Annotated in this window: 9 protein-coding genes; 5 read left to right on the top strand and 4 right to left on the bottom strand. The window is 71.7% G+C overall.

Annotated elements, in window-relative coordinates; translation table 11 throughout:
* Nucleotides 1-7 precede the first annotated feature (7 nt).
* A complete protein-coding gene (locus tag ACWEKR_RS14510; protein WP_452354867.1) occupies nt 8-688 on the top strand; it encodes an urease accessory protein UreD in 681 nt (226 codons plus the stop codon).
* A gap of 211 nt (nt 689-899) precedes the next feature.
* On the opposite strand, the gene ACWEKR_RS14505 is transcribed toward ACWEKR_RS14510, so the two are convergent.
* Nucleotides 900-1754: a hypothetical protein gene (locus tag ACWEKR_RS14505; RefSeq protein ID WP_452354866.1), complete on the bottom strand. Its 855-nt coding sequence runs from the start codon at nt 1752-1754 to the stop codon at nt 900-902.
* Nucleotides 1755-1853: 99 nt separating this feature from the next.
* Complete coding sequence (locus ACWEKR_RS14500; protein WP_195083438.1) at nt 1854-3287, bottom strand: NAD(P)/FAD-dependent oxidoreductase; 1434 nt, start codon at nt 3285-3287, stop codon at nt 1854-1856.
* Nucleotides 3288-3516: 229 nt separating this feature from the next.
* Here ACWEKR_RS14500 and ACWEKR_RS14495 point away from each other — a divergent pair, with 229 nt between their 5' ends.
* Nucleotides 3517-5013, top strand: a complete 1497-nt coding sequence (locus ACWEKR_RS14495; RefSeq protein ID WP_452354865.1) for a cytochrome P450 — start codon at nt 3517-3519, stop codon at nt 5011-5013.
* A gap of 12 nt (nt 5014-5025) precedes the next feature.
* Here the strand turns inward: ACWEKR_RS14495 and ACWEKR_RS14490 are convergent, their stop codons facing one another.
* Nucleotides 5026-5871: a serine hydrolase gene (locus ACWEKR_RS14490; protein ID WP_159837511.1), complete on the bottom strand. Its 846-nt coding sequence runs from the start codon at nt 5869-5871 to the stop codon at nt 5026-5028.
* Between the two features lie 162 nt (nt 5872-6033).
* Nucleotides 6034-6240: a hypothetical protein gene (locus tag ACWEKR_RS14485; protein WP_452354864.1), complete on the bottom strand. Its 207-nt coding sequence runs from the start codon at nt 6238-6240 to the stop codon at nt 6034-6036.
* 247 nt (nt 6241-6487) lie between these two features.
* On the opposite strand from ACWEKR_RS14485, the gene recC reads away from it, so the two are divergent.
* From recC to recD, 3 genes are all read left to right on the top strand, one after another.
* Nucleotides 6488-9862 (top strand): exodeoxyribonuclease V subunit gamma, encoded by a 3375-nt coding sequence (gene recC, locus ACWEKR_RS14480; RefSeq protein ID WP_452354863.1) that lies wholly within the window; start codon nt 6488-6490, stop codon nt 9860-9862.
* 229 nt (nt 9863-10091) lie between these two features.
* Entirely contained in the window at nt 10092-13478 is a 3387-nt protein-coding gene (locus tag ACWEKR_RS14475; protein WP_452354862.1) for a UvrD-helicase domain-containing protein, read from the top strand.
* Complete coding sequence (recD, locus tag ACWEKR_RS14470; RefSeq protein ID WP_452354861.1) at nt 13475-15364, top strand: exodeoxyribonuclease V subunit alpha; 1890 nt, start codon at nt 13475-13477, stop codon at nt 15362-15364. The genes ACWEKR_RS14475 and recD overlap by 4 nt, the downstream gene beginning before the upstream one ends.
* Nucleotides 15365-15377: the final 13 nt, after the last annotated feature.

Here is a 15377-nt window from a genome sequence, read left to right as displayed (position 1 = left end):
GCCGCTGGTGCGCACCGAGTTACGAATAGTCGCCCACCCGGCCGCCCTTCCGGAGATCCGTGCATGTGGCGGTTTGTCGGCCCGCCGCACAGGCCCGCGAACGGTCCATCTGATCGGCACGGCCGCCACACCGCTGGGCGGCGACGAACTCGACGTCGTGATCGTGGTCGCACCCGGCGCCGAACTGGTGGTGCGCTCGGTCGCGGCGACTCTCGCGCTGCCGGGCTCGGTGACGCCCCTGTCGTCCGGGCGCTGGCACCTGGAGGTCGGCAGCGGGGGAGTACTGGATTTCGATCCCGAGCCGATGATCGTGGCAGGTGGCGCGCGGCACCATACGGTCACCACGATCCGGCTGGCCTCCAGCGCCCGGCTGCGCGTGCGCGAACGTGTCCAGATCGGCCGCGTGGGGGAGGACGGCGGCGAGTGGCAGGGAGATCTCACCGCCGACGTGGACGACCTGCCGCTACTACGCCACCGGCTGGCCTTGGGCGCGGGCACGCCGGCCGATGACGCGCTGTCCGCGCCTCGGGCGCTGGAGAGCGAACTCGTCTATCCGGACGAGAGCGCGGCGGCCACCAGCGGTTTGACGCACAGCCGGTTGCCGCTGGCGGCGGGCGGCAGTTTGTTCACCCGCACGGGATCGGTGCTGCGCCTGTCCGGCGTGGAACGCGCCGAGATGAAGAGCTGATCAACGGCGGCTCGGGAGTGCAGCCACGCTTGGCGACGTTGTCTTCATCCCGGGCGGGCTAGCCGGGATCGGTTATGAACGGTCCGCGCGGTATGTGGGATTCGTTCCGTACAGGTGTAATCCGGCGAGCCCTGGAGAAAGAAAGGATGGGAGCTCGACAGCGTCGTCGGGTTCCCACCCTTCCGGCTCGCCTCTCGGAGACGTCATCCGATCAGCCGTCGGCCGTATCCGCGGCCTCCGGAGCGGGGTCGGCGACCTCCGGGGCCGGGGCGACCGGATCGGGCGCACTGAGCGCCCGCGGCGGCGCGCTGAGCGCGTGCACCACCCCGAGTCCCGCGCCGATACCCGCACCGATGGCGGACAGCGGGGCGGCCATCAAAGCCGCACCGTAGGCGGCCCCGATCGGACCCGCGGCGAGGCCGATCGGCGCGAACGGCAGACCGATGGCCAGGGCGAGACCGCCGCCGACGGCCGCCCCGAACAGCGCGAACGGGCTGGCGAACACGAAGCCCGCCGCCGCGCCGATCGCGGCGGCGCCCATGGTCTGGCCGGCGACGCGGTCGGATCTCGTGCGCTCCATCCCGATCGAATCGAAGAACGTCGCCATGTTCGCCTCGGCCATGGCGGCGGTGTCGTTGATCTGGATCGCCTGCTCCCGGTAGAGCCACTCCGGTGCGTCGACCTGCACGTCGCCGAAGCGCAACTTGCCGGAAGGCGGCGCGATCGGGGGTACCGGGGCCACCGGAACCGGCGCATGCAGTCCTACCAGCGGAGCCAGGTACTGGTGATCAGGCAGTGGACGTGCCCATTGCAACGAACTCAGTACGTCGTCCGGAATCCGCAGACCCTCGTACGGGCGCACGTTCGGCGCCTCGGCGGCGGGCCACTGGGCCGCTTCGGCCTGATCGGCGGAGTCCGTCCTGGTCACCGGAACGGGGTGATCGGGCTCGGCGTTCGCTGTGCCGGTTCCCACCAGCGCGAGAACGAGAGGAACCGTCCCCACGGCCACCAGGGAGCCCAGTTTCGGCCGGTGCGGTTTGGGTGCTCGGTGCTTGCCCGTGCCCATAGATCACCTTTCATCCGAAGGAGACGTCGACGCCTCACATTCGGATCCGTTGGCGACCTGGATTGGTCGAACGCGCTTAACAAGCGCGCACAACACCTGTCAGCCGGCTTTGGCGTCGGTATGCGCCTTGTCCACGGCGAGCCGGCTGTTGGTGGAGGCGCCGAGCGCGGCGGCCAGTTGTCCGGCGTCTTCGTCGTCGCCGTTGCTGATGGCCTCCAAGGCCAGCCGGGCGAACACCCACTGCTCGGTGGCCGCCATCTGCCCGCGGCTGCGGCCGAGGAAGGTGACGAACCACTGGATCACGGTGATGATCCGGCTGCGGTAGCCGACCAGGTAGTACAGATGCAGCGCGAGCCAGGCCAGCCAGGCGATGAACCCGCCGAACTCCAGCTTGCCCACCTGGCAGACGGCGCTGAACCGCGAGATCGTGGCCATGCTGCCCTTGTTGAAGTACTTGAACGGCTTGCGCTCCTGGGGCGTCTGGCCCTTCAGTCCCGCCTTGATCTGCTTGGCTGCGTAGGTGGCGCCCTGAATGGCGCCCTGCGCCTGCCCGGGCACGTTCGGCACCGACATCAGGTCGCCGACCACGAAGACGTTCGGGTGGCCCTTGACGGTCAGATCCGGTTCCACCACGACCCGGCCCGCGCGGTCGACCTCGGTGCCGTCGGACTGGTCGGCGATCAGCTTGCCGAGCGGGCTGGCCTGCACGCCCGCCGACCAGACCTTGCACGCCGACTCGATCCTGCGGATCGTGCCGTCGGAGTCCTTCACCGTGACGCCGAACGCGTCGACATCGATGACCATGGCGTTGAGCTGGATCTCCACGCCCATCTTCTCCAGCCGACGTTCGGCCTTGCCGCCGAGCTTCGGACCCATCGGCCCGAGCACCGCACCCGCGCCCTCGATGAGCACGACCCGTGCGTCGCGCGGATCGAAGTTGTGGAAGGTGCCCTCCAGCGTGCGGTCGGACAGCTCGGCGATCTGCCCGGCCAGCTCCACGCCGGTCGGTCCGGCGCCGACGATCACGAAGGTCAGCAGCCGGTCGCGTTCCTCTTGAGTGGTGGCCAGTTCGGCCTGTTCGAAGGCGCCCAGGATCCGGCCGCGTAGTTCGAGCGCGTCATCGATGGTCTTCATGCCGGGTGCGTAGGTGGCGAACCGGTCGTTGCCGAAGTAGGACTGCTGGGCGCCCGTCGCGACGATCAGGCTGTCGAACGGAGTGACCGTGTCCTGGTCGAGCAGGCGCGAGGTCACCGTGTTGTTCGTCAGGTCGATGTCGGTGACCTCGCCGAGCAGCACCTGCGCGTTCTTCTGCTTGCGCAGCACCAGCCGGGTGGCGGGCGCGATCTCGCCGACCGAGAGGATGCCGGTGGCGACCTGGTAGAGCAGCGGCTGGAACAGGTGGGTCGAGGTCTTCGAGATCAGCGTGACGTCGACGTCGGCGCGCTTGAGGTGTTTGGTGCCGAACAGGCCGCCGAAGCCCGAGCCGATCACCACCACCCGGTGCCGGCCGTTCTCGACAGTCTGAGTGCTCATCGTCCTGCTCCTCGATGGACCTTGGGGGTCGTCCCCGGCGGCGGTTCCTGACAGCTAAACCGTAGCCGCCGCGCCGGACAGCGTCACGACGAGATCCCCGTTCCTGGCGTGTTGCGGTGCGACGTCTCACCGTCGCCGGGGCGGTGCGGGGAGGTTCGTCGCGGCCGAACCGGCCGAGCGGGGGAGGTGGAGAGCCTACGATGGTAGCTGTCGCTCAGGGAGGATTGCCATGGTCGCCGGTGACCGTGCGGTCGGCCGAAAGCCCAGCATGCCGGCCGATTCGGAGAATATCGCGCTGATCGAGGTACCGCACGGCCATCTGATCGACCGGGCGCTCGGGTTGCTGCCGGAACGCCGCCAGGTGCTGGCCACCCCGCCGCGGGGCAGCGACACCGTCCCGGTGCTCGGCGATGCCGGATTGCCCTATCTGGGCCGGGCGCTGCACTACATGCGCTGGGGCCCCGCCGAGATGATGGAGCGCTACCGCCGGTACGGACCCGTCTCGATGAACACCTCGCTAGGTGTCGACCGCGTGCTGGTCGCGGGACCGGACGCGCTCGACGAAGTGCTCGGTCACCGCCGCCGCGATTTCGGCCAGGGCTGGGACTATTTCATCGGTCCGTTCTTCCGGCGCGGCCTGCTGCTGCTGGAGTTCGACGAGCACAAATTCCATCGCAGGATCATGCAGCAGGCGTTCACCAGGGACCGGCTGGAAGCCCACCTGGCCGGGCTGACGCCGGTGGTGCGGGCGAGCATCGCGCGCTGGGTGCCGCGCGGGCGCGACGCCGAACGCACGGTGCGGCTGTATCCGACGATCAAAGAGCTGACTCTCGACGTCGCGGGCGGGACTTTCATGGCCGCGGACGTCGGCCCGCAGCGCAGGCAATTGATCGATGCGTTCGTCGACTGCACCCACGCGGGGCTGTCGATCATCCGGCACCCGGTGCCCGGCGGCCACTGGCGGGCCGGGTTGCGCGGCAGGAGAGTGCTCGAGGACTATTTCACCGCGATGCTTCCGGAGAAACGCCGGTCCGAATCGGCGGACTTCTTCTCGGGGTTGTGTCACGCCCGGAGCGAGGACGGTGGCGTCTTCGGAGACGCGGACGTGGTGAACCACATGATCTTCCTGATCATGGCCGCGCACGACACCACCACGACGACCGCCACTGCCGTGGCCTACTACCTGGGTAAACACCCCGACTGGCAGCAGCGGGTGCGCGCCGAGGTGCTCGACATGGACGCGCGCCTCGGCGATGCGCCCCCGGCCATCGCGGACCTGGAGGCGCTGCGCGACCTGGATCTGGTGGTGCGGGAGAGCCTGCGGCTGATGCCGCCGGTTCCCGGGCTGGCGCGCCGCGCCGTGCGCGACACCGAGATCGCGGGTCACTACATTCCGTCGGGCGCCCCCGTCGACCTCGCCTACCAGGTGAACCACCTGTTGCCCGAACTGTGGCCCCACCCCGAGCGCTTCGATCCGGAGCGGTTCGGCGAGCAGCGGCGCGAGGACAAGTCGCACCGCCTGGCCTGGATGCCGTTCGGGGCGGGCGCGCACAAGTGCATCGGGATGCACTTCGGCACGTTCGAGGTGAAGACGGTGACCGCCGCCCTGGTGCGCGAGTACGAGTGGCGGATCCCCGAGAAATACCGCATGCCCTGGGGATTCACCACGATTCCGTTCCCCAGGGACGGCGCGCCGATGACCTTGCGCAGACGCGCGGCCGCCTGAGCGGCCCCGCGATCAGCGGCCCGCGAGCAGGATTTCCGCGAGCTTGGTGTCGGTCTCGGCGCCCTCGGTGTAGCCGCCCGCGTCACCCAGCGAACTCATGATGGCCAGGGTGTAGCGCTCGCCCGGACCCGCGAAGCCGACCGAGTTGACCACCCAGCCGCCCTGCTCGGCCGACCAGCCGTTCTTCAGGCCGGGACGCATGCTCGCACCCGCGCCCCACACGCCCCAGTGCTGGTTGGAGTCCACCGCGCGCATCCGGTCGACCAGGTAGTTGCGGTCGTCGGGGTGCATGCGGTTGAGGATGTGGTCCATCAGCCGGTCGAGATCGGCGGCGGTGCACTTCTGGAACGACCAGTCCGGGAACAGCGCGGTATTGGTCGGCTGCGGAACCAGCGAGGTCATCCCGTTGGCGCGGAAAGCGTTGTTGTAGGCCATCCGGTCGATCCCCGCGTACTTGGTCCACAGCAGGTCGGCGGCGCCGTCGTTCGAGGTCGCGAGCATCCCCTCCATGAGGCCGCGGTCCTCCGGCGACAAGGTGATCGCGCCGACCCGCGCCCGGTTGAGCAGGTCCGCGGCGATCGCGAGCTTGATCGTGGACGCGGTCCAGACCGCGTTCTCGGCGTTGGCGTTGGCGTAGACGCCGCCCGATACCCGGTCACGCAGGACGTAGCCGGTGACCCCGGGGCGGCTGTTGAGGTAGGCGTCGGCCTTCGCGATGCGGCTGCTCAGGTCGCAGTCGAAGCCGGGCAGGCAGCCCTGAGTGTGCGCGAGCGGCGCCGCGCCCGCGATCGGCAATGCGGCGGGCAGGCTCGGGGCGATGATCGCCGCGGCGGCAAGGACACAGGCGGAGGCGGCCACGCGGGGAACGGTTCGGGTGGCGGGGGACGGATAACGCACGAGGGACCACGATCGCACATCCCGGGTCCGGACGCACGTCTTGAGCTCGGGCCCGGGGTGTGCTAATGCCGGTCCCGGCGCTTGGGCCCCACGGATTTTCGCTCGTCGGCGCAGGCCAGGGCGTCAACGGAAGGCCGCGCGCAGCTCCTCGACGGTGCGTCCGTTGAGTCGATAGCAGTGCTCGAACGCCTCGGTGTGCCGATCCCGGGGCCAGGAATGCAGGACGACGGTGCGACCGTAGTGGCGCGAGTTGATCAGCTCCCAGCGGTCACCGACCCGGCGGACCGTGAATCCGCCTTTCGGGACCAGGGGAATCACCATCGCATCCATGAACGCGAACCAGCCTTTCGGTGCAGCTCTCTCGTTCCGCCCCGTGCAAACTCTTACCTCCCCGGTGCAGCACTGTCGCACATCGCCGCAGCGGTCCCAGCGTGACACGGCGAAGTAATCCGTTCTCGTGTGGTCTATTTCACTGAGGCGCGGACGGGGCGGTGCGATTGCGCGTCGGTCGCTGGGCGTATAAACGTGCAAAGTCCGTGGCCGGCGCGACCGGACACCATCGATCGAGAGGGCGCAGATGCCGCTGCACATCCACCGTGCCGAGCGCGCCGACGTCCTGGCCCGGGCGCTCGCCGGTGTGCTGACGTCGCCGCTGGCCGACCCGCTCGCGACCGAGGTGGTCGCGGTGCCCGCGAAGGGGGTGGAGCGCTGGCTGACGCAGACGCTGTCGGGGGTGCTCGGCGCGGACGGCGCGGTCGACGGCGTGTGCGCGAACATCGCCTTCCCCTCGCCCGCCGCGCTGGTCGCCGAAGCGCTGGCAGCGGCGAGCGGAGTGACGCCCGCCGAGGACCCATGGGCGCCGGAGCGGGCGGTGTGGACGCTGCTGCGGGTGATCGACGGGTCGTTGTCCGAGCCGTGGTCCGCCGTACTGGCCAGGCACTTGGGCGCGCGCGCCGCTGTGGGCGACGAGCACCGCGTCGGCCGGCGCTACGCGACGGCGGCGCGGATCGCCGCGCTGTTCGACAGCTATGCCGCACAGCGGCCCGCGCTGATCACCGAATGGGCGGCGGGCCTGGACACCGACGGCGCGGGCGGCGTGATACCCGACGATCTGCTCTGGCAGCCGATGCTGTGGCGTGGGCTGCGGGGGGAGATCGGGACGCCGAGCCCGGCCGAGCGGCTCGAGGCGGCCTGCGCGCGGCTGCGCGCGCGGCCCGATCTGGTGCCGCTGCCACCGCGGCTGTCGCTGTTCGGCGTGACCCGGTTGCCCAGCGATCAGCTTGCCGTGCTGTCGGCGCTGGCCGCCGCCCGCGACGTCCACTTGTGGCTCGTGCATCCGAGTCCGGTTCTGTGGTCGGCCCTGAGTGAGCTGCCCTCGGCCCGCACGCGCGCCGACGATCACAGTGCCGAAGCGGCGGCCCACCCGCTGCTGGCGGGATTGGCCCGTGATGTGCGGGAACTGCAGCAGCGGTTGACCGCAGCGCCCGCCACCGGCTCCGACACCTATCACCCGCTCGGTTCGGCGCGCTCCGACGACGTCGCGGCGGAAGATGCCTTGCCCGCGACCTTGCTGCAGGCGCTGCAGCGGGGCATCCGGGACGACCGGTGGCCGCCTGCCCCCGGGGCGGCGGGCGCCGACGGCACCGTGCAGGTACATGCGTGTCACGGCCCCGCGCGGCAGGTCGAGGTGTTGCGGGAATGCCTGCTCGGGCGGTTCGCGGCCGACGAGACGCTGGAGCCGCGCGACGTGCTGATCATGTGCCCGGAGGTGGAGGTCTACGCACCACTGGTACGCGCGGCGTTCGGGCAGCGCACGGCGGGAACGCCCGAGCCGCACACGGATTCGGAGCATCCGGCGCACCGGCTGCGGGTGCGCTTGGCCGACCGAGGGCGCGGGGTGACCAATCCGCTGCTCGCGGTGATCGGATTCCTCCTCGAGCTGGCCGACGGCCGGGTGACGGTGACCCAGGTGCTCGATCTCGCGGCCGCCGAACCCGTCCGCCGCCGTTGCGGATTCGACGACGACGACATCGAGCGGCTGCGCGAGTGGGCCGCCGAATCCGGGGCCAGGTGGGGCATCGGACAGCGACAGCGCCAAGCGTTCGGGCTCGCCGATTTCGCGCAGAACACGCTCAACAGCGCGGTGGACCGGATTCTGCTCGGCGTCACCGCGGGCGAGACCTCCGACGACTGGCTGGATCTCGCGCTGCCCTTGGACGACGTGGACAGCAACGACGTGGACCTGGCCGGACGTTTCGCGGAGTTCGTCGACCGCCTCGCGGTGTGCCTGCGCGACCTGCGCGGCCCCCGGCCCGCGCACGAGTGGGCGGCGGCGCTCGGTCGCGCGCTGGACCTGCTGACCGACGTACCGGACGCGCAGGCGTGGGTGCGCACCGAGGCCAGGCAGGAACTCGCCGCCGCCACCGACCACGCGGGCGAGGTGTCGTTGCGGCTGACCGATGTCGGCGTCTTGCTCCGGTCGCGGCTGGCGGCGCGCCCCACCAGGGCCAACTTCCGTACCGGCGAGCTGACCGTCTGCACCATGGTGCCGATGCGGTCGGTACCGCACCGGGTGGTCGTGCTGCTCGGGCTGGACGACGAGATGTTCCCGCGCGCCAGCGCCGCGGACGGCGACGATGTGCTGGCCCGTGAACCGCTGCTCGGTGAACGTGATCCGCGCAGCGAGGACCGGCAACTGCTGCTGGACGCGATCCTCGCGGCGCGGGACACGCTGCTGGTGTTCCACACCGGCGCCGACCCGGTCAGCGGCGCGCACCGCCCGCCCGCCATCCCGGTCGCCGAGTTGCTGGACGCGCTGCGGGCCCACGTCGGCGCCGCGGCGATGCGCGCGGTGGTGACCCGCCATCCGCTGCAGTCGTTCGATCGGCGGAATTTCCGGGCCGAGCAGCCGTTCAGCTTCGACACCGTGGCCTTGGCAGGCGCGCACGCGGCCGACGGACCCGTGCGAGCGCGGCCCGGGTTCCTGGTCGCCCCGCTGCCCGCGGCGGAAGCCGCGGACGTCGCGCTGGCCGACCTGATCTCCTTCGCGGAGCACCCGGTGCGCGCGTTCCTGTGGCAGCGCCTCGGCCTGCGGGTGCCCGAGCACGAGGAGGACATCGCCGACCGGCTGCCCATCGAACTCGACGGCCTGGCCAAGTGGGAGCTGGGCGAACGCCTGCTCACCGCCCGCCTCAACGGCGCGGATCCGGCCGGGCTGCGGGCGGCGGAATGGCGGCGCGGCACGCTGCCGCCCTTCGGTTTCGGCGCCGCCGTGCTCGACGAGGTCGAACACACCGTCGACCGCTTGGTGCGCGCGGCACAAGCCGACTACGCGGGCTCGGCGCGCGCCGTGGACATCGCGGTCGACCTGGGCAACGGACGGCGGCTCACCGGCACCGTCCCCGAGGTGCGCGGCGACGTCCTGGTCCGCACCACCTTCTCCCGGCTGGCTCCCAAACACCGGATCGCGGCGTGGGTTTCGCTGCTTGCGCTGACCTCGACCGAGGACCGGTCGTGGCGGGCGGTGAGCACCGGCCGCGGACAGTTCGGCCGTCCCACCTGGCGCAGTGAACTCACCGCGCCCGACGTGCCCGCGGCCAGGGAGGCCCTACGCCAGCTCGTCGCACTGCGCGACGCGGGATTGACCGAACCGCTGCCGGTCGCGCCCGCCGCCTCCGCGGTGTACGCCGAGCGCCGGTTCCGCGGCGCGGGCACCGACGACGCGATCGCCGCGGCGGAGCGCGAATTCAACGGCGGGCCCAACGGTCCCGGGCCGTTCGGCGACCACACCGACCGTCATCTGCGCTACGTCTGGGGTCCGGCGCCCCGGCTCGAGTACCTCGTGGCCGCGCCCGCCGCGGCGGGCGAGCCCGGGGAGCGCAGCCGGTTCGGCGCGCTGGCCCGGCGGATGTGGTTCCCCTTGCTGGCCGCGGAGAGCCAGGGGCAGCCGTGAGCGACCATCCCGTGGCCGCTCCGATGCGAGGGTTCGGCGCGATTCGGCGCGGAACGCCCGGATGCACCGGCACGGCGCGTGTCGGTCGCCGGTTGGCGGCCGGGCGCGGGGCAGAATGTCGGGTCGGACAGTCGGTTCGGGAGCAGCTCCGCGCGGCGTGGCCGGCCCCCCGGGCGATCGCGACGTCCGCGGATTGCGGGACCATCGCCCGCGCAGGAGGGAGGCGGGCGTGACCGTGCAGGAAACCTCCCTCGCCGCAGCGGATTTCGACGCCGACGGGTTCCAGCCGTATGGGCCGCTGCCCACCGGCACCACCGTGCTCGAGGCCAGCGCGGGCACCGGCAAGACGCACGCCATCGTCGGCCTCGCCGTGCGCTACGTCGCCGAGTCCGGCGTCGACGTATCCCAGCTGCTGTTGGTGACCTTCAGTCGCGCGGCGACGCAGGAGCTGCGGGAACGCACCCGCGATCGGTTCGTCGCCGTCGCCACGGGATTGGCCGATCCGGAGGCGGCGGGGGTACACGCCGACGAACTGGTCCGGTACCTCGCGCAGGCCGGGGACGAGGAGGTCCGGCTGCGGCGGCGACGGTTGCTGGCGGCCCTGTCGGATTTCGACGCGGGCACCATCGCCACCACGCACAGCTTCTGCCAGCGCATGCTCGACGAACTCGGCCTGGCGGGCGAACACGATCCGGGCACCCGGCTGGTGGAGACCGTCGACGACCTCGTCGGCACGGTCGTCGACGATCTGTACCTCCACCGCTACGCCCGCGCGGAACCGCCGTTCTCGCTGAAGGAGGCCCGCACGCTCGCGCTGGCCGCGGTGCGCGACCGGCACGCGGCGCTCGTGCCCGACGGCGAGACCGGCGCGGGCGAGCGGGTGGCGTTCGCGCACGCCGTGCGCGCGGAGACCGAACGCCGCAAGCGATCGGCCGGACTGCGCGACTTCGACGATCTGCTGGTGCTGCTGCACGATGTGCTCGCCGATCCGGAGCACGGCCCGCGCGCGTGCCGCCGCATCCGCGCCCGGTACCGAGTCGCCTTGGTCGACGAATTCCAGGACACCGATCCCCTGCAATGGGACATTCTGCGCAGGTCGTTCCACGGGCACGCCACCTTGGTGCTGGTCGGGGATCCGAAGCAGGCGATCTACGCCTTCCGCGGCGCGGAGGTGCTCAGCTACCTGGACGCCGTCGCGCACGCAGGCACCCGCCGCGAGCTCACCACGAACTGGCGCAGCGACGCGGGACTGCTCGCCGCACTGGACCACCTGCACGGCGGAGCGGCGCTGGGGCACGAGGAGATCCGCGTCTATCCGGTGGCGCCGACCCGGCCGTGGTCGCGGCTGTCCGGTCCCGGCGAGCTCACGACGCCGATGCGCGTTCGCTGCCTGCCGCGCACGGGGGCGGGACCGCTCAACAAATCCGGCTTCCCGGCCGTCGGGCGGATGCGCGCCAAGGTCGCCGACGATCTCGCCGCCGATATCGTCCGCTTGCTCGAATCCGGGGTACTGCTGGACGCGAAAGCGGAAACCGAGAGCGCTTCGCCGACCGTGCCCGGGGACGCCGCGCGCAGGCCGATCGGCCCCGGCGACATCGCGGTGCTGGTGCGCACCCGCTCGCAGATCGACGTGGTGCGCGCCGCGCTGGACCGCGTCGGCGTCGCCTCGGTGCTCGCCGGTGGCATCAGCGTCTTCGCGACCAGCAGCGCGACCGACTGGCTGTGGGTGCTGCGGGCGCTGGAACAGCCGCACCGCGGCGACCGGGTACGGCTGGCCGCGTGCACACCGCTGCTCGGCGTGACGGCGGCCGAGATCGACAGCGGCGGAGCCGATCTGGTCGGCCGGGTCAGCGCCCAGTTGCGCGAGGCGGCGCGTTTGTTCGCCCGCGCGGGCTTCGCCGCCGTCTACGAGAAAATCGCCGCCGAGACGCGTCTGGCACCGCGGTTGCTGGCCGTGGAGAACGGGGAACGGCAGCTCACCGACCTGCGGCACCTTGCGCAGCTGCTCGATCAGGTCGCGCTCACCGAGGGCCTCGGGCTGACCGCGCTGACCCGGTGGCTGGCCGACCGGGTGCGCGATCCGGCCTCCGGCGCCGTTTCCGATCGCAGCCGCAGGCTCGACCGGGACGCCGCCGCCGTCCAGATCGCCACGGTGCACGCGAGCAAGGGACTCGAATTCCCGGTCGTCTACCTGCCCTTCGCCTGGGACAGCGCGAAGAATCCCTATCCGGCGACGTTGCTGTTCCACGCCGACGACGGGGCGCGTGTGCTGGACGTGGGCGGCCAGGACGCCGCGGGGTACGCCGAGCGCAAGGCGTGCAGCGAGGCCGAGGAGGCGGGGGAGGAGTTGCGGCTGCTGTACGTCGCGCTGACCAGGGCCATGTGCCAGATCGTCGCGTGGTGGGCGCCCGCGATCACCACCGCGGCGTCTCCGCTGCACCGGATGGTCTTCGGGCGCGGCGATCGCGGCGCCGTCGTCGCCACACGGGCTGCCGTGCCGACGGATTCCGTTGCTGTTCGATCTCTTTCGACGTGGGCGCAGGACGCGGGCGCGGCGATCACGGTGACGGCGGTGGCCGGGAGCGACGACGTCGCGATCCGGCGGGTGCGCACCGAGCCCGCGCACGGCGCGCTGGCGGCCGCCCGATTCGACCGAGAGCTGGACCAGCACTGGCGGCGAACGTCGTACTCGGCGTTGACCGCTTCGGCACACGGGCCCGCGGCCGCGGAACCCGACAGCGAACCGGAGGACGCGCGGGGGCCCGGTGACGAGCCCGCGGGCACCTCCCTGGTCGGCGCGGCGGAGCCGGAGCCGGCGGGCGCGGCGTCGCTGATGAACGCGCTGCCCTACGGGGCGGAGTTCGGCACGCTGGTGCACGGCGTGCTCGAGCGGATCGATACCGGCCACCCGGACCTGGCGGCCGAGGTGCACGACCGGTGCCGCGAAGCGGTGCGCGAACTGATGGCCGAGGTGGACGCGGAAGTGTTGGCCACCGCGCTGCTCGCGGTGCTGCGCACCCCGCTCGATACCGGCTGCCTGGCCGATGTGGCCCCGCGCGACCGGCTCAGCGAACTCGAATTCGAATTGCCGCTGGCGGGCGGGGACCGTGTGGGCGCGACCGCGACGACCCTGCGGTGTGTCGCCGCATTGCTGCGCGAGCATCTTCCGGCGGACGACGACCTCGTCGCGTACGCCGACCAGTTGGCGGCGCTGGACGACCTCCCGCTGCGCGGCTACCTGACCGGCAGCATCGACGCCGTGCTGCGCGTCGCGGGCGGCCCGGACCCGCGATTCGTCGTGGTCGACTACAAGACCAATCGGCTGGGCACCGGTGATCTCACCGTCGCGCACTACACCCGCGACCGCATGGCCGCCGAGATGCTGCGCTCGCACTATCCGCTGCAAGCGCTGCTGTATTCGGTGGCGTTGCACCGGTATCTGCGCTGGCGCTTGCCCGGCTACGATCCGGCGCGGCATCTCGGCGGGGTTCGGTACTTGTTCGTGCGCGGCATGATCGGACCCGAGACGCCCTCGGGATGTGGCGTGTTCGACTGGCATCCGCCCGCCGGCTTGGTCGTCGCGCTGTCGTCGCTGCTCGCGGGGGAGGCGCGGTGACCTCGATCCAGGTGGCGCAGCGGGGAACCGGACTGCTGCGTACGTTCAACGAGGCGGGAGTGCTGTCGGCGGCGGACGTGCACGTGGCCCTGCGGTTGGGCAGGCTGGGCCGGGAATCGTCGGAGCCGGTGCTGTTCGCCGCGGCGCTGGCCGTGCGGGCGGTGCGCTCCGGCTCGGTGTGCCTGGAACTGCACCGGATGCGGGAGATCGGCGTCGACGCCGACGAAACCTGGGACGCGGGCGTCGATCCGGCGACGCTGCCCTGGCCGGACATCCCGGCGGTGGTCGCCGCGCTGCGGGAGAGTCCGCTGGTACGCGGTGGACCCGCCGGTCCGTTGCGACCGTTGCGACTGGTCGAATCGCACGGGCCTGGCGACTCCGGGCCGCTGCTCTACCTCGATCGCTACTACCGGCAGGAGCAGACGATCCGTCGGGTGCTCACCGAGCGATCCGCGCATCATCCGGTGGTGGATCCCCGGATCGTGCGCCGCGAACTGGACCGGTTGTTCGACTCGCCCGCGGGCACCGCGCCGGATCGCCAGCGTCTGGCCGCCGCGCTGGCCGCGACCCACTGGACCACTGTGGTCGCCGGCGGGCCGGGCACCGGCAAGACCCACACCATCGCCCGGATCATCGCCTTGCTGTCCGCGCACCGCGAGGCCGAGCCGAAGCTGCCCACGCTGCGCATCGCGCTGGCCGCCCCGACCGGCAAGGCGGCGGCGCGCCTGCAGGAAGCCGTGCGTGAGCAGGCGGCGTCGCTCGGACTGCCCGAACTCACCGCCGCCACGCTGCACCGGCTGCTCGGCTGGCAGCGCGGGCGCAGTACCCGGTTCAAATACCACGAGTTCAACCGGCTGCCCTACGACGTGATCGTGGTCGACGAGACCTCGATGGTCTCGTTGACGATGATGAGCAGGCTGCTGGCCGCGCTGCGCCCGGACACCCGCCTGGTCCTGGTCGGCGACCCGGACCAGCTCGCCTCGGTCGACGCGGGCGCGGTACTCGCCGACCTGGTCGCCGGACCGGTCGCCGCCACGGCGAACCCCGTCCTGGACGAGATCCTCGGCCCGGATCCGACCACCGAGCACGCGGAGTCCTTGACCGCGCTGGAGCGCACCCGTCTGCGCGGCGGCATCGTGCGGCTGACCCGGGGTCGCAGGTTCGGCGGCCGGATCGCCGACCTGGCCGTCGCGGTGCGGGCCGGAGACGCGGACGCCGCACTCGAGTTGTTGCGCGGGGGCGGCGACGAATTGTCGCTCAACGCGCCGGACGAACTGCTCGCGGTGCGCGCCGACGTGGTGCGGGCCGCCACCGCGGTCACCGCCGCCGCGCTCGACGGCGACGCGGCCGGCGCGCTCACGGCACTGGAATCACATCGTTTGCTGTGCGCGCACCGGCAGGGGCCGTTCGGCGTCGAACGCTGGGACCGGATGGCCGCGGAGTGGGCCGCCGCCGGGGGAGCGGGCCCCGATTCGCACCACGCGCCGTGGTATCCCGGCCAGCCGCTGCTGGTCACCGCGAACGATCACGAGGCGCGGATCTACAACGGTGACACCGGCGTGGTCGTTCGCATGCCCGACGGCTCGCTGCGCGCGGCGCTGCAACGCGGCAGCGAACCGTATCTGGTGCATCCGACGCAGTTCCCCGCCGTGGTCACCGTCTTCGCCATGACCATCCATCGCAGCCAGGGCAGCCAGTACGACACCGTCTCCGTCGTCCTGCCCGAGCCGGAATCGACGCTGCTGACGCGGGAATTGCTGTACACCGCGATCACCAGGGCGCGCCGCCACGTCCGGATCATCGGCACCGACGAGTCCATCCGCGCCGGTATCGCACGACGGGTGTTGCGCGCCAGCGGGCTGTCGCGGCGGGAAGAGGTCCGGTGACGACATCTCACAT

The sequence above is a fragment of the Nocardia sp. NPDC004573 genome (assembly GCF_053602135.1).
Note: the sequence above shows the minus strand (reverse complement) of the source record. Positions and strands in the feature narration are given on the sequence as shown.